Source organism: Oceanobacillus sp. M60 (assembly GCF_053839645.1).
In genome coordinates, this window is record NZ_JBSSNH010000003.1 from 380093 (window position 1) to 402885 (window position 22793).

Here is a 22793-nt window from a genome sequence, read left to right on the forward strand (position 1 = left end):
GAAGCTTGGGCGCTTCTGCTGTATGCAGTTTTTTACACACTTTCATGTTTAGACGGATATGATACGGAGGTATTCCAGAAATCATTTATTATTTCTGCAAGCTCTTTCGGATTATCTGTGTTAGCTTCATGTCCGGCTTTCCTGATTATTTTTAAGCTTGCACCATTTATCAGGCTGCTTAGCTGTTCCGCAGCTTTTTTATTGGGCTTATCTTTTTCCCCGCACAGAATAAGCGTTGGACATGATATATCTGCTAATTCCCTGCTGAAATCTAATTGCTTCATGGATGTAGTTAATTGAATCACATCCTTTTTAGGCAGCCCCATTTTTTGAAAAACCGGGCTGGGGAGCATCCGAAAAACGACATTTTGAAGTGAGAGAAGAAAGCGGGGCATTTTATACTGTGCATTTATTAAAATAAGAGATTGGACCTTCTCCGGGCGATCGATTGCATAATTTAAAGAAAGGATGGCCCCTAAGGAAAGACCGCACAGGTGAACCGGGCCCTTAAGACGTTCACAATAATCGTAAAAACGCTGGTATAGATGATGATAATCGACTTTCCCTTCTTCAAGAGATAGAAATAGGTCAGGAGAAGCTATTTGGTGAGAGCCTGTTTCTATATAATCAATAATTCTTTGCCAGCTGGCAGCATTTTGACCAAGACCATGGACGAATATACAGTTCATGTTTTTATCACCCTTCTAATGATTTTGATTATTAGTATACAGCATATTGAATCAAGTCAGGGTTACATTGTAAAATAAGTTATGTTTACTAGAAAAAAGAGATGGATTAGAAGGGGGATTTATATGCATATTGCTGTGTATTGCGGGGCAAGTCTTGGTACAGATCCAGCCTATCAGAAAGCGGCTAAGCGGGTTGGAAAGTGGATTGCTGAAAAGAAGCACACGTTGGTTTACGGCGGCGGAAAAGCTGGTTTAATGGGTGTCGTTGCGGATGAGGTATTGGCGAACAAAGGAGAAGCGATTGGAGTTATTCCTGACTTCTTAGTGGAAAGAGAGCTAAGTCATCCAAAGTTAACGACATTAGAAATTGTTGATTCAATGACTGTACGAAAGAATAAAATGATATCATTGGGTGATTGCTACATAGCCCTTCCAGGCGGGCCGGGAACGCTGGAAGAAATAGCTGAAGTGATATCCTGGTCAAGAGTGGGGCAGAATAATAACCCGTGCATTCTCTTTAACCAGAATGGGTATTATGACAGTTTAGCAAGGGTTTACGATGAAATGGTGGAAAACGGCTTTTTATCCATGCAGGACAGAGAACGCATTTTATTCTCTGATTCTCTGGAAGAAATTGAAGCGTTTATTTCCAGTTACGTACCGCCTGAAATACGACAATATACGTAAAATGTATCGTGCGATTAATTAGACGTGTTAGAAAAAAACATAGAAAAGCTGTCATTACAGCATTTCTATGTTTTTAATGTATAAAATAGCGGCTTTATGTTACGTGGGAAAGTCTATCGACGAATGTTAAGATGAAAAAGAATGTTTTTGTTCGTGTTTTATTGACAAATAGGAGGTGCATTAGTAATATAATGATGTGAACTTAATAGAAATGCGTATAATTTCGGGGATATGGCCCAGAGTTTCTACCAGACTGCCGTAAATGGTCTGACTACGCAGCGGAAATAATTTTATTTTAGATTATTATCTGCTGTTCCTATGGAAACTCTTAATTTGATTAAGAGTTTTTTTAATAAGCACTGTTTACAAAACATGATCGTGCTGAATACATAGCATTTTTGGAACTTTTCTATCTAAGGGATGAATATAAATTCCGATAAAAAATGGAGGAAAAAAGTTCATGAGTAAATTTTTTGAGTTTGAAAAACTGGGTACGAATTTTCGAACAGAGTTTATCGCGGGTTTAACGACCTTTTTAGCAATGGCTTATATTTTATTTGTTAATCCGAGTATTTTAGGAGAAGCGGGAATGGACCATGAAGCAGTGTTTGCTGCAACAGCAATCGCGGCTGCATTTGGTTCCATTGTTATGGGAGTTCTCGCTAAATATCCAGTAGCACTTGCGCCTGGGATGGGACTGAACGCATTTTTTACGTATACCGTCGTAATTGGCTTTGGTGTCCCTTGGGAAACAGCACTTGCAGGTGTGTTAGCTTCAGGAATTATATTTATTGGTTTAACCTTAACCGGAATTCGTGAAATTATTATTAATGCTATCCCGCCAAGTTTAAAACAGGCGGTAGGAGCTGGGATTGGCTTGTTTATTGCATTTATCGGCTTAAAGAATGCAGAAATTGTTCAGGCTGATCCGTCAACCATTATTGCACTCGGTGATTTATCCTCGCCGACGGTATTATTAGCTATCTTTGGGATTGCTGTTTCAGTTATTTTAATTACGGTTGGTGTTAAAGCAGGTATTTTTTACGGGATGATTATCAGCTCGATTGTTGGGATGATTTTTGGATTGATTCCCGTGCCTTCTGGTCTCAGCGGAATCGTCAGCAGTGCGCCAAGCCTAGCGCCGACATTTGGACAGGCATTCATTCATTTTGATCAGATTTTTACCATGCAAATGCTGATTGTTATTTTAACGTTTTTGTTTGTTAATTTCTTTGATACGGCAGGGACGCTTGTTGCCGTTGCAACAAAAGCAGGATTGATGAAGGACAATAAGCTGCCAAGAGCAGGGAAAGCACTTTTTGCAGATGCGTCTGCAAGTGTTGTTGGGGCTGCTGTCGGTACATCTACAACTACTTCTTTTGTAGAGTCTACATCCGGCGTAAGCGTAGGCGGACGTTCCGGTTTTACAGCGGTTGTCACAGGCTTGTTCTTCCTGTTAGCTTTATTTTTCTCTCCATTATTAAGTGTGGTAACGAATGAAGTGACTGCTCCGGCATTAATTATTGTCGGTGTGTTAATGGCAAGCAGCTTGAAGGATATCCCTTGGGATAAATTTGAGATTGCTGTACCGGCTTTCTTTACTGTACTGATGATGCCGGTGACGGCCAGCATCGCATCGGGGATTGCGATTGGATTCATATTCTATCCGATCACCATGCTTGTTAAAGGACGGGCGAAAGAAATTCATCCGATTATGTATGTCTTGTTTGTTATTTTTGCATTGTATTTTATCTTTTTGACGTAAAAATAAAACTGAAATATATAGGGAGAGTGCGTTATGATAGCACTCTCCCTTTGTTGTATACTGGAAATTAATCCATTGAGAAAAATAGTATTCAATAGATTCACAGAATACACTTCGCATGTATAGAATACACCAAATGCAAATCATATAAAATATACAAGGAGGTAATGTACAAATGAAACCAATCATTGGGTTAACCGCATCGATGGAAATAGACGGCATGGAATATAAAATGAACCTGCGAAATGTAAGAGCTATCGAAAAAGCCGGCGGTATCCCTGTTATTCTGCCGTATTACAGCGATTATCAGGAGATTGCAGCATTGCTTGATAAATTAGACGGACTCTATCTTCCTGGGGGCTATGATATTGATCCTTCTTTATTTCAAGAGGAGCCGAATCCTGCACTGGGTACGATCATTCCTGAAAGAGACCGCTTGGAAAGGAAGATTATCCCTTATTTTTTAGAGAAGGATAAGCCGGTATTGGGCGTTTGCAGAGGATGCCAAATTTTAAATGTTGTTACTGGCGGAAGCATGTATCAGGATTTAGATTCGCAATATCCAAAACAGTTGATACAGCATACTCAAAAAGCAGATTTTCATCACCGGTCGCATGCTGTCAAGATAACTCCAGCTTCTTTATTGGAAAAGCTGGTGCAGGCATCGGAAATCAAGGTGAACAGCTATCATCATCAGGCAAACCGCTCTCTGGGGAAGGATTTTATGATTTCGGCTGTGGCAGGAGATGGTGTGATGGAAGCCTTTGAAAGTAAAATACATCGCTTTGTTTTAGGGGTGCAGTGGCATCCAGAAGGCATGATTCATCTTGAGAATGACCCGTCTCTGTCAATTTATAAGGGGTTTATTGAAGCGTGTAAAGAAAGGTAGGTTGATGGATTACATGCAAAAAGAGACCATCTAACCTATTCGTTATCAAGTCTCTTCATCCATGCTATTTCGATTCATTTTCGGCTAAAGCTTTTATCACGTTAGAGGATTCTTTTGCAAAATCAACGGAAGCGTCATAATAATCCTTCCCTTGATCTAAAAGAGAGAAGTCACCAATTTCGATAACTAATTTTGTGTGGTTGCCCACAGGTTCTAATAAATAACGGTAAGCAACCTCTCCTGGTTCGGGCTTGAATTTCCAGCCAGTTCCGTGTAAATCGATGATAAGCTCTCTTTCTTTTTCTGCTTTTATAATCGTAGTAATAGACTGTTCTCCATTTGGCAGGTCCCAGACTACTTTGCTGCCTTCCGTCATTGGTTCAGAAGGATAGTCCTCTGGCAGCTCATCCCATTGTGCTACATATTTTGGAAGTGTTAATACTTCCCAAACCTTCTCTAAGGATGCATGAATGGTTATTTCTTCGGTGACAATAAGTTGTTTTTCCACTGAAATTCCTCCAAATAAGTTTGTTCAGGATGATGCTTGCCAATTTTTAGCGATAAATTCATCCCTGCCTGATTTAGCGCGGTCTTCTTCATATTCTTTTTTACTTTTTTTATAAAAATCCTGATGGTAATCTTCTGCAGGATAAAAGGGTGCTGCTGCTTTGATTTCTGTTACAATCGGCTTGGCAAACCTGCCGCTCTCAGCAAGCTGCTGCTTTGATTTTTCAGCCAATTCTTTTTGGACTTCATTATGATAAAAGATAGCTGTTCGATATTGCTCGCCTCTATCCTGAAATTGCCCGTCCGGATCAGTCGGGTCGATTTGCGGCCAGTATAGATCGAGGATTGTTTGATAATCGATGAAGGAATCATCATACGTAATCTCTACCGCTTCATAATGTCCCGTATTTCCCTGCTTGACTTGCTCATAAGAAGGGTTATCGATATGTCCCCCTGTGTAACCGGATATCACTTGGTGTACGCCGTCCCATTGGTCGAAGGGCTTCACCATACACCAGAAGCAGCCTCCGCCAAACGTTGCTTTTTGTATTGTCATGTTAACTTCCTCCTTGAGGCTTTTCAAAAGTCACGATAATTTGTAGAATGGAATTAATATAACATAATTTAAGTATTTTTAGAAATAAGGTGACATCATGGAAGAACCATTTGTACATAGGATTCTTACTAGTAAACAGAAAGAGATAATAAATATTATGTATTTATCTAAATTAGGATTTGCCAAAGAGAATCCGGAAAAAAAGAAAGCTATCTTTGATAAAAGTATTTTTGCTTTTCCAGTGAAGCATTATAATGAACCGGGTATAAAGAAATTATTTACAGAACGTGCAGGCGAGAAGAAAGAAAATTTCTCTGTGCTGGAAATGGATGAGCATACTGTTTTTATTGGCGATATTTATCAGTTAGGGGAAGCAACGATTCAAGTATCTCAGCCTGGCATCGTATCGCAGAAGGAAATGGAAAACGGCTTAAAAACAGGATGGTATTTTCGCGTGCTGGAAGCAGGTAAAATCCAGCCGAAGAAAGATTTACAACTGATAGAACGTCCCAATCCCCAGTGGTCAATTGCAGCTTGTAATGAGGTCATGTATTTAGACCGTGAAAATTTATGGAGTGCGGATAAACTATTTCATTGTACAGATTTAGGAATTATTTGGAGGAAGACATTGCGAAAGAGATTGAGAGGATTCTAGGAAGATAGATTTCTAATGAAAATTTGAATCTTTAAGCCTTGTTAAATCGTAAGGCAGATAAAGGGAGGAAAATATTCATGAAAAAATATCTGGTTTTTGCAGGGATTTTCTGTGTTTCTTTTTTAGTACTTCAAGTTGCTGCAGGGATGATATGGACGCTGCTTTATACTCCTGATATCAGTGCGGCCTGGCAGCAGGCAGGTGCTTTATCTTCGGAGACGGCACTTATAAAAGCAAGTGCTGCTTCCCCATTCATTATTGCTGTAACATCATTGGCAGTTACTTTTGGTCTTACAAGATTAGTGCGTAAAAGAATAGCTATGTAATGAAAAAAAGGAGGGAAATCTCCTTTTTTTCATGCTTATTGAGAAGGGGAAATCAAAATACTTCAGATTATCTGTCTTTTACGCCCGTAATCTATTAAGGCTTCATAAGGATCTCCAGTTAACCCAAGCATAGCGCAAAATGCCTGCTCCGTTTTAAGCCCTTCTTCTTTTAACGCAAAAATCTTACTTTTCCACAATGGATGTTCATCCAGCAGGTATTTTTCAATAATCATATGCAGATAAGCATACTGCTCTGCGACAGGCTGGGGTTGACCAAATAGTTCAAATTCAAATTCCTGATAAGTGAAATTTGCTTTTACGATGGGTTTTCCCCGGATTGTTTTATTCTTTAACCGGAACCCTGAGTAAGAGCCATAATAATTATGTATAATCTTTGCAAAGTCCTGCAGGTGGTGCACTTCCATAATCATATCTAAATCAGAGCTTGCTGTGTCGATTCCCAGCGGTATAGTTCCGCATAATATTGGAGAGTATGATTTTAAATCTTTCATTATATTTAATTGATGAATCACGTTATACGCTCTTTTCTGTTTTTCGTTTCCGAATTCCAGATACGCTATATTTTTTAACAAAATAACACACTTCCCTTGTATGGAGATTGTGGGATAAGCTACTTCCAAATATACAAAAAGAAACTTTTGAAAGAAAGGATGAACTTGGTCTACGTATTTATAAAATATCATAATATGAGTAAGAACTTTTATCACGGAGAAGCGCTCATAAAATTCCCGTTGATCAAAGTTTTATTTTATCAAAAATCTGTAGCGTAATGATTTATAATTATGGTAAATTAAAGTAACCCTGTTTCACTTAAAATCAATGTGTTTTATTTTAGGAAATAAAGGGAAATATTCACAAGGTCTGTAATTTATTTGAATGTATTTTCTTCTGTTTGTAAGGATATTCTACCACAGTGTAACTGGCTGTAATTCACAAAGAGATGACGACCAGAAAGCTGTGATCGTAATCTTTGTTCCTTATTTAGGGAGGGATATACTCAACCTTCACTGAATAAATTTTCACTTAATATGAGGTAAAGAGGGGGAATCAATATGTTAGAGAATGCGCTTATTATGGTGGCCATTATATTTATAGTGAATGTGCTATACGTATCAATTATGACGGTTCGTATGATTTTAACACTAAAGGGAAGAACCTATATTGCCGCATTTGTGAGTATATTTGAAATGGTTATGTATGTTGTTGGGCTGATGCTCGTATTAGATAATCTCAACCAATTTCAAAATGTGATTGCTTATGCAGTAGGTTTCGCAACAGGGTTAATCATTGGTTCCAAAATTGAAGAAAAGCTTGCCCTCGGCTACATTACCGTAAATGTCGTCTCTGCTAATCCAGATTTAAATTTCACACAGCGTCTTCGTGAAAAGGGATATGGCGTAACAAGCTGGTCCTCCTATGGAATGGATGGAGACAGACTTTCCGTTCAAATTTTAACACCGAGAAAGTATGAATTGAGATTATATGAAACCATTCACGAAATTGATCCGAAAGCATTTATTATTTCTTATGAACCAAAACGAATTCACGGCGGATTCTGGGTAAAGCAGGTTCGTAAAGGAAAATTAATGCGTAAAGAGAATAATAATAAAAATAAAGAACAGACACAAAATGAAAGCCAGTCAAAAGAACAATCTTCAAAAACCGAACATTAATTTCATGTAAAGCTAAAATTGTTCGACATTATCTTGCATTTTTCATTTTTTTTTGGTATGCTAAAGCCAACAATTGAAAAATGCCTCATATATACTTGAGAATATGGCTCAAAAGTTTCTACCCGGCACCGTAAATGACCGGACTATGAGGGAGGATGAGCCGTTGTTTAAAAAACAGCGGATGTTGAATGATGCTTATAATAAGGGTGTTCAAAAGTCCAGTTAACTACGCTTTGAACAACTTTTAACCTAAGTCTATTCATCTTCCCTTATGGAAGGTGAATGGACTTTTTTAATGGTTTATATTTTATTGATGCAGTAAGGTTTTTAAGAGCATATTTTAGTTTGTTTTTCAGAAGTTTTAGGGAGTTTGAGATGTAAAAGCATAGCTAGCGGAAGAAATTCACGGAGACTCCTGCGGGAAAGCGTAGTGTATTTCTACAGCGGGAAATTATAACTCAATATTTCATTATTTCAACCAAAATCCGAACATTATCTTAAAAACAATCTTTTAAAATCCGTAAAAACAATAAAAATTAAGAAAGAGGGATTTGATGGCTCAAGTTGGTGTCATTATGGGAAGTATATCCGATTGGGAAACCATGCAGCATACCTGCAAAGAACTTGAAACGCTAAATATCAGCTATGAAAAAGAAGTTATTTCCGCCCACCGTACGCCAGATGATATGTTTACCTACGCTCAAGGCGCGCGGGAAAAAGGGCTGAAGGTTATTATTGCCGGTGCAGGCGGGGCAGCACATCTGCCAGGAATGGTTGCTTCACAGACAACGCTGCCGGTTATTGGCGTCCCTGTTGAAAGCAAAGCCCTGCAAGGAGTCGATTCACTCTTATCGATTGTTCAAATGCCCGGCGGCGTCCCGACTGCAACAGTTGCCATTGGCAAAGCGGGGGCAAAAAACGCCGCTATTTTAGCAACGCAGATTATCAGTACGTTTGATAAAGAGGCAGAAAAGGCATTAGAAGCATACCGTACAGGAATGAAAGACGCTGTTCAGGAAATGAGGGATCAGCTTGCAACCTATTAAACAAATCTTGCCACCTCAGACAATTGGAATTATTGGCGGCGGTCAGCTTGGCAGAATGATGGCGATTGCTGCCAGATACATGGGGTACCGCATTGTTGTTTTAGACCCGACACCGAACTGCCCGACTGCGCAGGTTGCCGATGAGCAGATTGTAGCAGACTATGCAGAAATTACAGCTGTAAAAGAATTGATTGAAAAAACCGATGTGATTACATATGAATTTGAAAATGTCGATTTAGATGCTGCAGAGCTTATCCAGAACGCAGGAAAGCTTCCGCAGGGTGCGTTGGCATTAGAGGTTACACAGAACCGGGAAAAAGAGAAGCTGCTGATGGATGAGTTAGAGCTTTCCGTGCCGGCATTTCGCATCGTGAAAACAGAGGAAGCTTGTAAAGAAGCGCTATCCATTATTCCGCTTCCGGCAGTCATTAAAACCTGCCGGGGAGGGTATGATGGAAAAGGACAGCTGAAACTCACAACAGAAGAAGATAAAAAGGAAGCATTAGCGTTTTTCCAAGAGCATGGCTATTGTATAATAGAGCGATGGGTTCCTTTTGATAAGGAAATTTCGGTTGTCTTTACAAGGTCGCAGCAAGGATATATCACCTTCTTCCCTATCGCTGAGAACGAACACCGTGACCATATTCTGTACAAAACAACGGTGCCGGCAGAGATAGAGGCGGTTCTTGAAGAAAAAGCGTATGCGATGACAGCGAAAATTGCGGAACGCATGGAGATTGTCGGGACTTTTGCGATTGAGATGTTTGTCGGCGAGGGTACGATTTATATGAATGAAATGGCACCAAGACCGCATAATTCCGGACATTATACAATCGAAGGATGTAATGTATCGCAATTTACGCAGCATATCCGGGCAATTTGCGGACTGCCGCTTATTCCAGTCAGCTTGCATCAGCCGACCGCGATGATCAATATCTTAGGAGAATCCCTTCCGGAAGCTATCGAATTTACTGCGAATCATGATTTTGGTTTTCTTCATCTGTATGGAAAAGAAGAACCGAAAGAAAAACGTAAAATGGGACACATCACATTTACAGCAGAAACAACAGAAGCTTTACGGAAACAATTAGATATTTTTGAGGAGGCAGCAAACCAATGATCGAACGTTATACAAGAGAAGAAATGGGCAATATCTGGACGGAGGAAAATAAATTCAAAGCATGGCTGGAAGTGGAAATTTTGGCTTGTGAAGCATGGAGCGAGCTTGGATTTATTCCGAAAGAGGATGTTAACAAACTACGTAAGAATGCTTCCTTTGATATCAACCGTATCTACGAAATCGAGCAGGAAACACGCCATGATGTGGTTGCATTCACCCGCGCTGTATCGGAAACATTAGGCGAGGAAAGAAAATGGGTCCATTATGGTTTGACTTCAACCGATGTGGTGGATACAGCTCTTTCTTATATATTGAAACAGGCAAATGACATTTTAAGAAATGGATTGAATCGCTTTGTCCGTATTTTAGAAGAAAAAGCGAAAGAACATAAACATACGGTGATGATGGGGCGGACCCATGGTGTGCATGCAGAGCCGACGACCTTTGGCTTGAAAATGGCCTTATGGTATGAAGAAATGAAGCGTAATGTCGAGCGTTTTGAGCTTGCTGCAAGTAATGTAGAGTTTGGAAAGATGTCTGGAGCGGTTGGGACCTATGCCAATATTGATCCGTTTGTAGAGCAATATGTCTGCGAAAAGCTGGGAACATCGCCGGCACCGGTATCCACACAAACCTTACAGCGTGACCGTCATGCAGCTTATTTATCTACACTGGCATTAATTGCTACATCGATTGAAAAGTTTGCAACGGAGATCCGCGGCCTGCAAAAAACAGAAACAAGAGAAGTAGAGGAACGCTTTGCAAAAGGCCAAAAAGGGTCTTCTGCGATGCCGCATAAACGTAACCCGATTGGCTCTGAAAATATGACAGGGATGGCACGCGTTATCCGCGGTTATATGGTTACGGCTTATGAAAATGTGGCTTTGTGGCATGAACGTGATATCTCGCACTCCTCTGCAGAGCGTGTCATTTTGCCGGATGCGACGATTGCACTCGACTATATGGTGCACCGCTTCGGAAATATTGTAGAGAATTTAACAGTATTCCCTGAAAATATGAAGCGCAACATTGACCGTACTCACGGGGTTATTTTCTCACAACGCGTATTGTTAACGCTGATCGATAAAGGATTGGCGCGTGAGGAAGCTTATGATATCGTACAGCCAAAAGCAATGGAAGCCTGGGAAACAGCGACTTCCTTTAAGGAATTGGTAGAGCAGGATGAGCGGATTACAAGTAAATTAACCCAGGAAGAAATCGATGGCTGCTTTGACTATACCTACCATTTAAAGAACGTCGATCAAATCTTTACAAAAATTGGACTTGCCTAGGAGGAATTCCCATATGGAACTCGAGCTTTTGTATGAAGGAAAAGCAAAGAAGGTTTATCAATCAGACACGGATGAAAATCACTTGATTCTCTCGTATAAGAATGATGCAACAGCTTTTAATGGAGAGAAGAAAGCTCAGTTTACCGGGAAGGGGAGACTCAACAATGAGATCTCTTCCCTCCTGTTCCAAGCATTAGATAACAAAGGAATTCCGTCGCATTTTATCGAGCGGCTGGATTCCACTACCCAAATAGTTCAGAAAACAGATATTATTCCGCTAGAAGTGGTAATTCGGAATATTGCGACAGGGAGTATTACCAAGCGTCTCGGCATCGAGGAGAAAACGCCTTTTGAGCCTGCGCTGGCAGAACTGTTTTATAAGGATGATCGTTTAGGAGACCCGTTGATTAATGATGAGCATGCGCTTTATCTAACAGATATTAAAGCGGAAGAATTAGCTGGTATCAAAGAGAAGGCAAGAAAAGTGAACACGGCTTTAACAGAAATTTTTGCTGCTATCGGTGTCCGTCTGGTCGATTTTAAATTGGAATTCGGCAGAAACAAGGAAGGTAATATTCTGCTCTCTGATGAGGTGTCCCCGGATACGTGCAGATTATGGGATATCGAAACCAATGAAAAATTAGATAAAGATGTTTTTCGTCAAGGAACAGGAGATTTGATTACTGTATATGAAGAAATATTAAATCGTTTGGAGGCGCAGCTATGAGAAAAGTACAGGTATATATTACATTAAAACAAGGTGTGTTAGACCCGCAGGGAAAGGCAATTCAAACATCGCTTCATTCTTTGGATTATCCAGAGGTGGAAGATGTTCGTGTCGGAAAATATATTGAACTTCAAGTAGAGGATGGGCCTGGATTAGAGGGAAGAGTAACGCAGATGTGTGAGCAATTATTGGCGAATCCGGTTATTGAAGATTATCGGATTGAGCTAGAGGAGGCACGATAATTGTGAAGGTAGCTGTGATTGTTTTTCCAGGTTCCAACTGTGACAGGGACATGTATCATGCAGCCGGAGAGGTTGCAGGTGCTGAAGCCAGCCTTGTCTGGTATACAGATACGCATTTGTTAGGTGATGTGGATGGCATTCTGATTCCGGGCGGTTTTTCTTATGGAGATTATTTACGGTCTGGTTCGATGGCATCTACATCGGATATTATGAACAAGATTCGAGAGCATGCGGAAAAAGGCAAGCCTGTACTGGGAATTTGCAATGGATTTCAGATATTGACGGAAGCAGGCCTCCTGCCGGGAGCATTAATGCGCAATAAAAATCTTTCATTTATGTGTCATCAGGAGGAATTGGTTGTGGAGGATAATGAAACGGTTTTTACAACGTTGTATGATAAAAACGAGGTCGTCCGTTTTCCGATTGCCCATGGAGAAGGCAACTATTTCTGTGATGAGGAAACGTTACAGGAATTAAAGGAAAATAACCAAATCGTATTCACCTATAAAAACAATCCAAATGGCTCTGTCGAGGATATTGCCGGTATTCGCAATAAAGCAGGTAATGTGCTGGGTATGATGCCGCATCCGGAACGGGCAGTGGAAGCTTTATTAGGAAGTGAAGACGGCTTAAGGCTATTTCAATCTATGATCGCGAATTGGAGGAGCAGCAATGCAGTTAACGCATAATATGGATTCAGAGAAAATTGAACAAGATAGATTGTATCAGGATATGGGTTTAAGTGATGAAGAGTTTGAGAAAATCAAAACGATCCTTGGCCGTCGTCCGAATTTTACGGAGACAGGCATCTTTTCTGTTATGTGGTCAGAGCATTGCAGCTATAAAACATCAAAGCCTCTCTTAAGAAAGTTCCCGACAGAGGGCCCGAATGTTTTGCAGGGACCTGGAGAAGGTGCAGGAGTCATTGATATTGGCGATGAGCAGGCAGTTGTTTTCAAGGTGGAAAGTCATAATCATCCCTCCGCTGTTGAGCCGTATCAGGGAGCAGCAACAGGCGTCGGCGGCATTATCCGTGATGTATTCTCCATGGGAGCACGCCCGATTGCGTTAATGAACTCTTTGCGCTTTGGTCCGTTAACAACGAATCGTACCAAGTATCTATTTTCTGAAGTTGTTGCCGGGATTGCTGGATATGGAAACTGTGTTGGTGTTCCAACCGTCGGCGGAGAGGTACAATTTGATGACAGCTATGAAGATAATCCGCTTGTCAATGCCATGTGTGTGGGACTGATCAATCATGATGAAGTACAAAAGGGAATTGCTGCGGGAATCGGCAATACGATTTTGTATGCAGGACCGCCAACAGGAAGAGACGGCATTCATGGCGCGACCTTTGCATCAGATGATTTAGCAGAGGATTCCAACAAGGACCGGCCTGCTGTACAAGTCGGCGATCCATTTATGGAAAAATTGCTGATTGAAGCATGTATGGAGGTCATTCATTCTGACGCCCTTGTCGGCATGCAGGATATGGGAGCAGCCGGCTTAACCTCTTCTGCCAGTGAAATGGCGAGTAAAGCAGGTACCGGGCTGGAAATGAACTTAGATCTTGTGCCGCAGCGCGAGCAAAATATGACCGCTTATGAAATGATGCTGTCTGAGTCACAGGAAAGAATGCTGCTTTGTGTGAAAGCTGGCCGGGAACAAGAAATCATAGCTATTTTTGAAAAGTACGGTTTGAAATCTGTTCCAGTCGGAAAGGTTATCGAGGAAAAAGTCTTCCGTATCAAGCATCACGATGAGGTTGTAGCCGATATTCCAGTGGATTCTTTGGCGGATGATGCACCAGTCTATCATATGCCATCGAAGGAAGCTGCTTATTATCAAGCTTTTCAGCAAATCGATGTCCAAACACCAGCTGTGAATCATCATGGAGAAACGTTGAAACAATTACTGCAGCGTCCGACGATTGCAAGTAAAGAGTGGGTCTATGACCAATACGATTCCATGGTGCAGACCAATACGGTTGTTACACCTGGTTCTGACGCAGCAGTCGTTCGTATCAAAGGTACGGATAAAGCCTTGGCCATCACAACCGACTGTAATTCCCGCTATATTTATTTAGATCCGGAAGAAGGCGGGAAGATTGCTGTTGCAGAAGCAGCCCGCAATATTGTCTGCTCCGGAGCGAAGCCATTAGGTCTTACAGATGGATTGAATTTCGGTAATCCGACAAACCCGGAAATCTTCTGGCAAATGGAAAAAAGCGTGGATGGAATGAGTGCGGCTTGTAAAGCATTACAAACGCCGGTTATCAGTGGAAATGTTTCCTTATATAATCAGTCCAAAGGGAAATCGATTTATCCGACACCGGTTGTTGGCATGGTTGGCTTGCATGAATCTACGGCGCATATTACGACAAGCTTTTTCCAAAAAGCGGGCGACAATATTTATCTTATCGGGGAAACGAAAAATGAATTTGGCGGCAGTGAATTGCAATTTATCCAGGATGGAAAATACGAAGGAAAAGCACCGCATCTGGATTTAACGATCGAAGCGGAACGTCAGGAAAAACTGCTCTCTTTAATCAGGCAGGGTAAAATCCAATCTGCGCATGACCTTGCAGAGGGCGGGTTAGGAGTTGCATTAGCGGAATCATTATTCTCCAGTGAAGCGCTGGGTGCAGAAGTGACACTTACAGGAGATGCAACGGTTGCGTTATTCAGTGAAACCCAATCACGTTTTCTTGTTACCGTAAAGCCGGAGCACCAGGCCGCTTTTGAAGATGTATTTGCGGATGCAGCCAGACTTGGTCAGGTAACAGCAGATAATCAACTAACGGTTACGGCAAATAACGAGATGATTCTACAGGAAGATGCAGCAGCGTTAAAAGCACTTTGGAAAGGGGCTATTCCATGCTTGCTGAAATCAAAGGCATAAACGAGGAATGCGGCGTATTCGGAATTTGGGGACATGAGAAAGCAGCAGAATTAACCTATTACGGTCTGCATTCGATGCAGCATCGCGGGCAGGAAGGTGCCGGAATTGTTGTCAGCAAAGATAAGGAATTAACAGGCTATAAACAGCTTGGACTGGTTAATGATGTTTTTAAGCAAGTAAAATTTGATGATTTAAACGGAAAAATTGCTTTAGGGCATGTAAGGTATGCTACCCAGGGCGGAAAAGGGCTGGAAAATGTACAGCCCCTTCTTTTCCAGTCACTTACCAGCGGGATGGCTTTAGCACATAATGGAAATTTAATGAATGCTACCGCATTGCGTGAGGAGCTTGAAAAAGAGGGAAGCATTTTTCAAACGACCTCAGATACAGAAGTGTTAGCTCATTTAATGAAACGAAGCGGAGAGGTCACGGAAGCAACCATCTCGGAAGCGCTCAACCGTGTCAAAGGAGCTTACGCCTATCTTATTTTAGAGGATGATACTTTATATGCTGCGCTGGACCCGGCTGGAATCAGACCACTTTCTATTGGAAGAATAGGAGAAGCGTATGTCGTTGCTTCGGAAACATGTGCTTTCGATCAAATCGGTGCAACCTTTGAGCGGGAGGTATTGCCGGGTGAATTAATAAAAATTAACCAAGACGGTCTTACTTCCTTCCGGTTTGCTCCGCGTGGCAAGAGACAAATGTGTGCGATGGAATATGTCTATCTTTCCAGACCGGATAGTGATTTAAATTATGTCAATGTCCATGCATCCCGGAAACGGATGGGAAAAGAGCTGGCTAAGGAAGCGCCGGTTGATGCAGATTTAGTGATAGGAGTACCGGATTCCAGTATTTCAGCTGCCATTGGCTACGCAGAGGAAAGCAAGCTGCCTTATGAAATGGGGATTATCAAAAATCGTTATGTTGGAAGAACATTTATTCAGCCCTCCCAGGAGCTGAGAGAGCTTGGTGTAAAGATGAAGCTTTCTCCAGTCCGCGGAATCGTAGAGGGAAAACGTGTCATTATGATTGATGATTCGATTGTTCGGGGAACAACAAGCAGACGAATTGTAAAAATGTTAAAAGATGCTGGTGCAAAGGAAGTGCATGTACGGATTGCTTCTCCGGCGATAACAGACCCTTGTTATTATGGAATCGATATGTCTACGAAGGAAGAATTGATTGGAGCAAACAACAGCATTGAAGAAATTGGAGAAATCATTGGGGCAGACAGTATCGCTTATCTGTCTGAAGAAGGCTTAGAGAACGCCATCGTCAAAGATAAAACGATCAATCAAGGTGTCTGCATGGCTTGTATGACAGGCTTGTATCCAGTTGCTCCGGCAGATGAGAAGGAAATGGACATATCAAACTGCTAGAAGAGGATATTCCATTTGAAACACACACTAGAATCAAAACCATGTTGGAGGGCGAAAAGATGTCAGATGTTTATAAACAAGCAGGTGTAGATGTTGAAAAAGGCTACGAAGCAGTAGAGCGAATGAAAAAACATATTCAAAAAACACATCGTAAAGAGGTACTGGGCTCTTTAGGTTCCTTTGCAGGAGCATTTGATTTATCCTCCTTATCCTATCAAGAGCCTGTCCTGCTTTCCGGGACAGATGGCGTCGGCACCAAATTAAAGCTAGCAATCGAACTGGATAAGCATGATACGGTAGGGATTGATTTAGTAGCGATGTGTGTCAATGATATTGTTGCTCAGGGGGGCGATCCGCTTTTCTTTTTAGATTATATTGCATGCGGAGAAAATGACCCGGCGAGGATTGAAGCGATTGTCTCTGGTGTTGCCGAAGGGTGCCAGGAGGCCGGCGCTGCATTAATCGGCGGTGAGACAGCAGAGATGCCGGGGATGTATGATGCAGATGAATATGATTTAGCTGGTTTTGTGGTAGGTATCGTCGAGAAAGCAGAGATTATTACAGGAAAAACCATTGCAGAGGGAGATACGCTGATTGGCTTCGCTTCGAGCGGAATTCATTCCAATGGCTACTCGCTTGTCCGTAAGCTGATTGAAGGTCTGGATTTTGAAGAAACTCCTGATGGATTATCAAAACCTCTAAGTGAAGCCGTGATGGAACCGACGAAGATTTATGCAAAAGCGGTTAAAGCTATAAAAGAAGAGGTACATATTAAAGGAATTGCACACATTACCGGCGGCGGGTTTGATGAAAATATTCCTCGGATGCTGCCAGAAGGTCTTGGAGCAGCAGTGCAGGCAGGAGCCTGGAATGTTCCGGAGATTTTTCCGTTCCTGCAAAAACGAGGAGAAATCGATGCACGTGAGATGTATCGTATTTTCAATATGGGCATTGGCATGGTCTTAGCTGTATCCAATGAAGAAGCGCAGAAAGTCTGTGATCTATTGCAGGAGAACAAGGTCGAAGCAGCAGTTATCGGAGAGGTCATTGCAGGTGAAGGGGTGCAGATTTCTTCATGAAACAGCGGTTCAGTGTATTTGCATCAGGTACAGGAAGTAATTTTGATGCCATGATGCAGGATAAAAAAATTGCAAGCTCGATCGTACTGCTTGTTTGTGATAAGCCGGGAGCAGCGGTTATTAAAAAGGCTCAAGGTTATGGCGTCGAGACGCTTGTGTTAGAGCCAAAAAGGTATGCTTCCAAGCAGGAATATGAAAAAGTGATTGCTGAAAAACTGCAGGATTTAGAAGTCGAATGGATTTTCTTAGCAGGCTATATGCGGCTTATCGGGGAGACCTTACTTTCACAATATGAAGGCAGGATTGTTAATATACACCCCTCCCTTTTACCGGACTTCCCTGGGAAAGACGCGATTGGCCAAGCCTATAGAGCCGGCGTTTCCAAGACAGGAGTAACGATTCACTATGTAGATGAGGGCATGGACACCGGTCCAATCATTGCACAGGAAGAAATAGAAAGGCTGCCTGGAGAAACGGAAGAGCAGCTGAAAACGAGAATCAAAGCCGTGGAGCATCGCTTATATCCAAATGTAATCAATCAACTTATGCAGAATGTAACGGAGGAATTATAATGAAAAAACGTGCGCTTATTAGTGTATCTGATAAAACAGGGGTCGCAGAATTTGCAAAAGGACTCGAAGCAAAAGGGTTTGAAATCTTATCAACCGGCGGAACCATCCGTTTATTGAAGGAGTCTGGCGTCCAGGCGATTCCGGTAGAGGAAGTAACAAATTTTCCGGAAATGCTTGATGGCAGAGTAAAAACATTGCATCCGATGATTCATGGCGGGCTTTTAGGAAAACGAACCAATGAAGATCACCGTGCGCAAATGGAGGAGCATCATATTGCTCCAATCGATCTTGTAGCAGTGAACCTTTATCCGTTTAAAGAAACAGTTCAAAAATCAGGGGTAAGCCATGATGAAATTATTGAAAACATTGATATTGGCGGACCCTCCATGCTTCGCTCTGCAGCGAAAAACTTTGCAGATGTCTTCGTTGTTGCCGACCCGTCTGACTATCCATCTGTTTTAGCAGCTCTGGAAACGGAAGAGGATAACTATGCTTTTCGTCAGCAATTAGCAGCGAAAGTATTCCGTCATACTGCGCATTATGACGCGATGATTGCAGCTTATTTCCAAACACAGACAGAAGAAGTATTTCCAGAAACATATACCGTAACTTATGAAAAGGTGCAGGATTTACGTTATGGAGAGAACCCGCATCAGCAGGCAGCTTTTTACAAAGCGCCTATTCAACATGAAGCAACCTTGGCAACTGCCAACCAGCTGCATGGCAAGGAGCTTTCCTATAATAATATCCAGGATACCAACGCAGCATTAGAAATTTTGCGGGACTATAGTGAACCTGCTGCAGTAGCGGTCAAGCATATGAATCCATGCGGCATCGGTATTGGGGCAACATTGGCAGAAGCGTTTGGACGTACGTATGAAGCGGATCCTATATCTATTTTTGGAGGGATTGTAGCCTGCAATCGTCCGGTTGATGTACAGACAGCAGAGCAGCTTTCTTCGATCTTCTTAGAAATCGTCGTTGCACCTTCTTTTGAGGCGGATGCACTTGCTTTACTAACAGAGAAGAAAAATATCCGTCTCTTAGAATTGGATGTTTCGAATCAGCAGGCTGACCAAAAACGGATGACCACCGTTGATGGTGGAGTTCTTATCCAGGATTTAGATGTCAAAGAAGTGACGAACGAGGACTTAGAAGTGGTAACGGAAAAGCAGCCGACTGAAGCAGAAATAGCTGATTTACTATTCGCTTGGAAAGCTGTGAAACATGTGAAATCAAATGCAATCGTACTTGCAAAGGATGCACAGACCATTGGTGTGGGCGCCGGTCAGATGAACCGGATTGGAGCAGCAGAGATTGCCATTAAACAGGCTGGAGATAGAGCGAAAGGAGCTGTGCTTGCATCAGATGCCTTCTTCCCGATGCCAGATACCGTAGAAGCAGCAGCTAAAGCCGGTGTCACAGCGATTATTCAGCCGGGCGGTTCCAAACGCGATCAAGATTCGATTGATGTATGTAATCAATATGGGATTGCGATGGTGACTACAGCTGTTCGTCATTTTAAACATTAATAGATAGAGCTCCTGTATTTCTGCTCGATTTATTTATCCAGGAGCTTTTTTGAAGAATAGGAAAGTATATAAAAAAATGCTGAAAATAGTCTCTCCAACGGGTTTCATGAAGAGAGTAATCCTTCAATGTTGTCAGATTAATGCGACCGCTGCGACGGGTTATGGTGGGGTGAGTAATCGCAACCCCAGAAAAACACTTCGCTTTCCATGGGCTTGCGCTCACCCTCCTTTAAAGAAGACTTAGCGATTGGCAATTCTTCTTTAAAGGAGGCTGAACGTTGCCCGCGGAAAGCGACTTCCGTAGCGGACATCTCTTTGGCAAGAACACCGATGTTTTAAAGACCAAGTGGTATTCTTGGTTTTTCTTACAGTTGAGAAAGTATAAACTTTCTTACTGCATAAGTGTAACGAAGGTTTTCATTTAAAGGCCTGGTGACAACCAAATATTCTAATTAAGTTACGAACTGATAAAAAAATTCACTCATCTTGAGAAGTTTGAAAACGGAGGGGAAGCTATGAAAATATTAGTTGTAGGACGCGGCGGCAGAGAGCATAGTATCATCAAAAAGTTAAAGGAAAACCCGCAGTTAGACAAGATTTATGTTGCTCCTGGAAATGCCGGCATGGAAGAAGAAGCCGAATGTGTTCCCATTGATGAAATGAACATCGAAGAACTGGCAGCTTTTGCAAAAGAAGCGGCAATTGATTTAACGGTTGTTGGCCCTGAGAATCCGTTAAATGCCGGAATCACCAACCGGTTTCAACAGGAAAACCTTGCAGTTTTTGCCCCTACACAAGAAGCAGCATGGCTGGAAGGCAGTAAAAGCTTTGCAAAGGATTTCATGAAAAAATATGATATCCCTACTGCTTCTTACGGTGTCTTTCAGGATGCTGAAGAGGCGAAAAAGAGAATTGCGGAAACTGGTGCTCCTATTGTAATCAAAGCAGACGGTTTAGCAGCTGGAAAAGGTGTTATTGTGGCGATGACAGAGGAGGAAGCTGTTCAGGCGATCGATGATATGCTTGTGGACAAAGCATTTGATCAGGCCGGCTCTACTGTGGTGATTGAAGAGTATTTAGAGGGCGCTGAATTTTCCTTAATGGCGTTTGTCCATGAAGATAAGGTCTATCCAATGATGGCAGCAAGAGATCACAAAAGGGCGTTTGACCATGATGAAGGTCCCAATACAGGCGGCATGGGAGCTTTTGCTCCGATTCCGGATTTGAGGGCAGAAGATTATCAATTCGCTGTTGAACAGATTTTAGAAAAAACAGCAGCAGGAATGCTGGAAGAAGGCAGACCATTCACAGGGATTCTTTATGCGGGCTTAATGATGACGGAAAAAGGCCCTAAAGTAATTGAGTTCAATACACGTTTTGGCGATCCGGAAACGCAGGTCGTTCTTCCTTTATTAAAGAATGATCTACTCCAGGTTCTGCAGGATGTATTGGCGAAAAAGAACCCGCATTTAGAATGGCATAAGGAAGCCTGTGTCGGTGTCGTGCTTGCATCGGAAGGGTATCCAGGAGCGTATAATAAAGGGAATGAGCTTCCTCAATTTGAAGATACAGAAGACACCTATATTATTCATGCCGGAACAAAAAAGGCAGATGGAAAGCTTGTCAATGACGGAGGAAGAGTGCTCCTGATCGGCGGACGTGCAGACACACTTTCACAGGCTGCAGAAAAAGTGTATCAGCAGCTGGATAAAGCAGAACTGAATGGTAACTTTTTTTACCGGAGCGATATAGCTAAATAGAGGTAGAAAAATGCAAAGGACGGAAATCTCCTTTGCATTTTTATTTGCATTTTAAAAGTTATTGCGAAAAAATATTTCTATTTTCTGAATATGTGATGCAAGGGTACGTTACTGTTTTGGCAATCCAAATGATGGGTATAATAAAGGGAAATATAAGAATTGGAGAGATTTGATGTCTAATGTTATTTTTACTTCACCGAGCAAATATGTTCAAGGAAAAGGAGCTTTAAACGAGCTTGGCAAATATGTTGAAGCAGTTGGGAAGAAACCATTAATTATATCTGATGAAGTGGTTTGGAAGATAACGGAGGAAACGGTTGAGAGCAGCCTGAAAGATGTAAATATCGATTTTCATTTTGTTCCATTTAATGGCGAAGCCTCTATAACAGAAATCAGCCGCATAGCAGAAGAAGGTAATAAAGCGGAGGCCGACTTTATCATTGGTGTCGGAGGAGGAAAAACACTTGATACAGCAAAAGCCGTTGCGGATGAGCTGGAAGTAAGTGTTGTTATTGTTCCTTCGACTGCATCAACAGACGCACCGACAAGTGCATTATCTGTTATTTATAATGACGAGGGTGTTTTTGAATCCTATAAGTTTTATAATAAAAATCCAGAATTAGTGCTGGTAGATACGAAAGTAGTAGCTGGTGCACCAGCCCGTCTGTTTGCTTCTGGAATAGCTGATGCCATGGCAACATGGGTGGAAGCAAGAGCAACGATTAAAAGTAATGGAGAAGCAATGGCAGGAGGAAAGACGAGCATTGCTGCACGTGCTATTGCAGAAGCGTGTGAGAAAACCTTATTCGCTTACGGAAAAGCAGCATATAAAGCAGTAGAAAAAAATCTGGTGACCAAGCAAGTGGAAGCAGTTGTAGAAGCAAACACCCTTTTATCCGGACTTGGATTTGAGAGCGGCGGATTAGCTGCTGCACATGCCATCCATAATGGCTTTACCGTGCTGGATGGAGATATCCATCATCTAACGCATGGTGAAAAAGTTGCTTATGGTACGCTGACACAGCTTGTACTGGAATTGCATCCAGAACAGGAAATCCAAAAATACATCGACTTTTATCAGTCACTAGGCCTGCCGACGTCCTTGGAAGAAATGCATTTGGACGAAGTATCCTATGAAGATTTACAAAAGGTTGGAGCTGCAGCAACGCAAGAAGGAGAAACCATGGGCAACCTTTCTAAAGAAATCACTGCCGATGATGTTGCCCAAGCTATTTTAGCGGTGGATCAATTAAGTAAAAAGTAATCGTATGATCCTAAAAATCGAATGAATTAATAAAAGCTCTGCGTCCAGTTATGGGTGCAGAGCTTTTATTTTTTCTGAATGAAGAAAAATCTGCATTTTTATCTTTGA

The 22793-nt window shown here is 41.8% G+C and carries 23 protein-coding genes and 2 riboswitches; of the genes, 19 read left to right on the forward strand and 4 right to left on the reverse strand.

What is annotated here, in order from left to right; genetic code table 11:
* Positions 1-32: 32 nt before the first annotated feature.
* On the reverse strand, positions 33-689 hold the full coding sequence (locus tag ACW0TQ_RS09770) for an alpha/beta fold hydrolase (RefSeq protein WP_042532993.1): 657 nt from the start codon (positions 687-689) through the stop codon (positions 33-35).
* 123 nt (positions 690-812) lie between these two features.
* Here ACW0TQ_RS09770 and ACW0TQ_RS09775 point away from each other — a divergent pair, with 123 nt between their 5' ends.
* The 3 genes from ACW0TQ_RS09775 to ACW0TQ_RS09785 all read left to right on the forward strand — a co-directional run bounded on the left by ACW0TQ_RS09775 (position 813) and on the right by ACW0TQ_RS09785 (position 4030).
* Positions 813-1376 (forward strand): LOG family protein, encoded by a 564-nt coding sequence (locus ACW0TQ_RS09775; protein WP_042532995.1) that lies wholly within the window; start codon positions 813-815, stop codon positions 1374-1376.
* Positions 1377-1569: 193 nt separating this feature from the next.
* Positions 1570-1670: riboswitch (purine riboswitch) on the forward strand.
* Between the two features lie 166 nt (positions 1671-1836).
* Positions 1837-3141 (forward strand): NCS2 family permease, encoded by a 1305-nt coding sequence (locus tag ACW0TQ_RS09780; protein ID WP_042532997.1) that lies wholly within the window; start codon positions 1837-1839, stop codon positions 3139-3141.
* Between the two features lie 175 nt (positions 3142-3316).
* On the forward strand, positions 3317-4030 hold the full coding sequence (locus ACW0TQ_RS09785; RefSeq protein WP_193063884.1) for a gamma-glutamyl-gamma-aminobutyrate hydrolase family protein: 714 nt from the start codon (positions 3317-3319) through the stop codon (positions 4028-4030).
* A gap of 64 nt (positions 4031-4094) precedes the next feature.
* On the opposite strand, the gene ACW0TQ_RS09790 is transcribed toward ACW0TQ_RS09785, so the two are convergent.
* Both ACW0TQ_RS09790 and msrA read right to left on the reverse strand, forming a co-directional pair.
* Entirely contained in the window at positions 4095-4538 is a 444-nt protein-coding gene (locus ACW0TQ_RS09790; protein ID WP_193063883.1) for an SRPBCC family protein, read from the reverse strand.
* A gap of 24 nt (positions 4539-4562) precedes the next feature.
* Positions 4563-5093, reverse strand: a complete 531-nt coding sequence (gene msrA / locus ACW0TQ_RS09795; protein WP_042533002.1) for a peptide-methionine (S)-S-oxide reductase MsrA — start codon at positions 5091-5093, stop codon at positions 4563-4565.
* A 157-nt stretch (positions 5094-5250) separates the two neighbouring features.
* Here msrA and ACW0TQ_RS09800 point away from each other — a divergent pair, with 157 nt between their 5' ends.
* On the forward strand, positions 5251-5748 hold the full coding sequence (locus ACW0TQ_RS09800; RefSeq protein ID WP_246528968.1) for an MOSC domain-containing protein: 498 nt from the start codon (positions 5251-5253) through the stop codon (positions 5746-5748).
* Positions 5749-5825: 77 nt separating this feature from the next.
* Entirely contained in the window at positions 5826-6074 is a 249-nt protein-coding gene (locus ACW0TQ_RS09805) for a hypothetical protein (protein WP_042533006.1), read from the forward strand.
* Positions 6075-6136: 62 nt separating this feature from the next.
* Here the strand turns inward: ACW0TQ_RS09805 and ACW0TQ_RS09810 are convergent, their stop codons facing one another.
* Positions 6137-6667 (reverse strand): DUF4269 domain-containing protein, encoded by a 531-nt coding sequence (locus ACW0TQ_RS09810; RefSeq protein ID WP_193063881.1) that lies wholly within the window; start codon positions 6665-6667, stop codon positions 6137-6139.
* A gap of 480 nt (positions 6668-7147) precedes the next feature.
* Here ACW0TQ_RS09810 and ACW0TQ_RS09815 point away from each other — a divergent pair, with 480 nt between their 5' ends.
* From ACW0TQ_RS09815 to ACW0TQ_RS09880, 14 genes are all read left to right on the forward strand, one after another.
* Positions 7148-7768, forward strand: coding sequence for a DUF2179 domain-containing protein (locus ACW0TQ_RS09815; protein ID WP_042533008.1), 621 nt, complete (start codon positions 7148-7150; stop codon positions 7766-7768).
* A 65-nt stretch (positions 7769-7833) separates the two neighbouring features.
* A riboswitch (purine riboswitch) is annotated at positions 7834-7934 on the forward strand.
* A gap of 388 nt (positions 7935-8322) precedes the next feature.
* Complete coding sequence (purE, locus tag ACW0TQ_RS09820; RefSeq protein ID WP_193063880.1) at positions 8323-8814, forward strand: 5-(carboxyamino)imidazole ribonucleotide mutase; 492 nt, start codon at positions 8323-8325, stop codon at positions 8812-8814.
* The gene (purK, locus tag ACW0TQ_RS09825) at positions 8801-9934 is read left to right on the forward strand and encodes a 5-(carboxyamino)imidazole ribonucleotide synthase (RefSeq protein ID WP_193063879.1); all 1134 of its coding nucleotides are present in this window, start codon (positions 8801-8803) and stop codon (positions 9932-9934) included. Before purE ends, purK begins: the two co-directional genes overlap by 14 nt.
* The gene (gene purB / locus ACW0TQ_RS09830) at positions 9931-11226 is read left to right on the forward strand and encodes an adenylosuccinate lyase (protein ID WP_455725617.1); all 1296 of its coding nucleotides are present in this window, start codon (positions 9931-9933) and stop codon (positions 11224-11226) included. Before purK ends, purB begins: the two co-directional genes overlap by 4 nt.
* A 13-nt stretch (positions 11227-11239) precedes the next feature.
* The gene (gene purC / locus ACW0TQ_RS09835; RefSeq protein WP_193063878.1) at positions 11240-11953 is read left to right on the forward strand and encodes a phosphoribosylaminoimidazolesuccinocarboxamide synthase; all 714 of its coding nucleotides are present in this window, start codon (positions 11240-11242) and stop codon (positions 11951-11953) included.
* Complete coding sequence (gene purS, locus ACW0TQ_RS09840) at positions 11950-12195, forward strand: phosphoribosylformylglycinamidine synthase subunit PurS (RefSeq protein WP_042533017.1); 246 nt, start codon at positions 11950-11952, stop codon at positions 12193-12195. Before purC ends, purS begins: the two co-directional genes overlap by 4 nt.
* Positions 12196-12197: 2 nt before the next feature.
* Entirely contained in the window at positions 12198-12884 is a 687-nt protein-coding gene (gene purQ / locus ACW0TQ_RS09845; protein ID WP_341172827.1) for a phosphoribosylformylglycinamidine synthase subunit PurQ, read from the forward strand.
* The gene (gene purL, locus ACW0TQ_RS09850; RefSeq protein WP_455725618.1) at positions 12868-15096 is read left to right on the forward strand and encodes a phosphoribosylformylglycinamidine synthase subunit PurL; all 2229 of its coding nucleotides are present in this window, start codon (positions 12868-12870) and stop codon (positions 15094-15096) included. The genes purQ and purL overlap by 17 nt, the downstream gene beginning before the upstream one ends.
* Positions 15072-16478: an amidophosphoribosyltransferase gene (gene purF / locus ACW0TQ_RS09855; RefSeq protein ID WP_193063875.1), complete on the forward strand. Its 1407-nt coding sequence runs from the start codon at positions 15072-15074 to the stop codon at positions 16476-16478. The genes purL and purF overlap by 25 nt, the downstream gene beginning before the upstream one ends.
* Positions 16479-16537: 59 nt before the next feature.
* Positions 16538-17557: a phosphoribosylformylglycinamidine cyclo-ligase gene (gene purM, locus ACW0TQ_RS09860; protein ID WP_042533026.1), complete on the forward strand. Its 1020-nt coding sequence runs from the start codon at positions 16538-16540 to the stop codon at positions 17555-17557.
* Positions 17554-18129: a phosphoribosylglycinamide formyltransferase gene (gene purN, locus ACW0TQ_RS09865; protein WP_193063873.1), complete on the forward strand. Its 576-nt coding sequence runs from the start codon at positions 17554-17556 to the stop codon at positions 18127-18129. Before purM ends, purN begins: the two co-directional genes overlap by 4 nt.
* On the forward strand, positions 18129-19661 hold the full coding sequence (purH, locus tag ACW0TQ_RS09870; protein ID WP_193063872.1) for a bifunctional phosphoribosylaminoimidazolecarboxamide formyltransferase/IMP cyclohydrolase: 1533 nt from the start codon (positions 18129-18131) through the stop codon (positions 19659-19661). The genes purN and purH overlap by 1 nt, the downstream gene beginning before the upstream one ends.
* Before the next feature lie 515 nt (positions 19662-20176).
* Complete coding sequence (purD, locus tag ACW0TQ_RS09875; protein ID WP_042533031.1) at positions 20177-21421, forward strand: phosphoribosylamine--glycine ligase; 1245 nt, start codon at positions 20177-20179, stop codon at positions 21419-21421.
* A gap of 172 nt (positions 21422-21593) precedes the next feature.
* Positions 21594-22685 (forward strand): glycerol dehydrogenase, encoded by a 1092-nt coding sequence (locus ACW0TQ_RS09880; protein ID WP_193063870.1) that lies wholly within the window; start codon positions 21594-21596, stop codon positions 22683-22685.
* Positions 22686-22793: the final 108 nt, after the last annotated feature.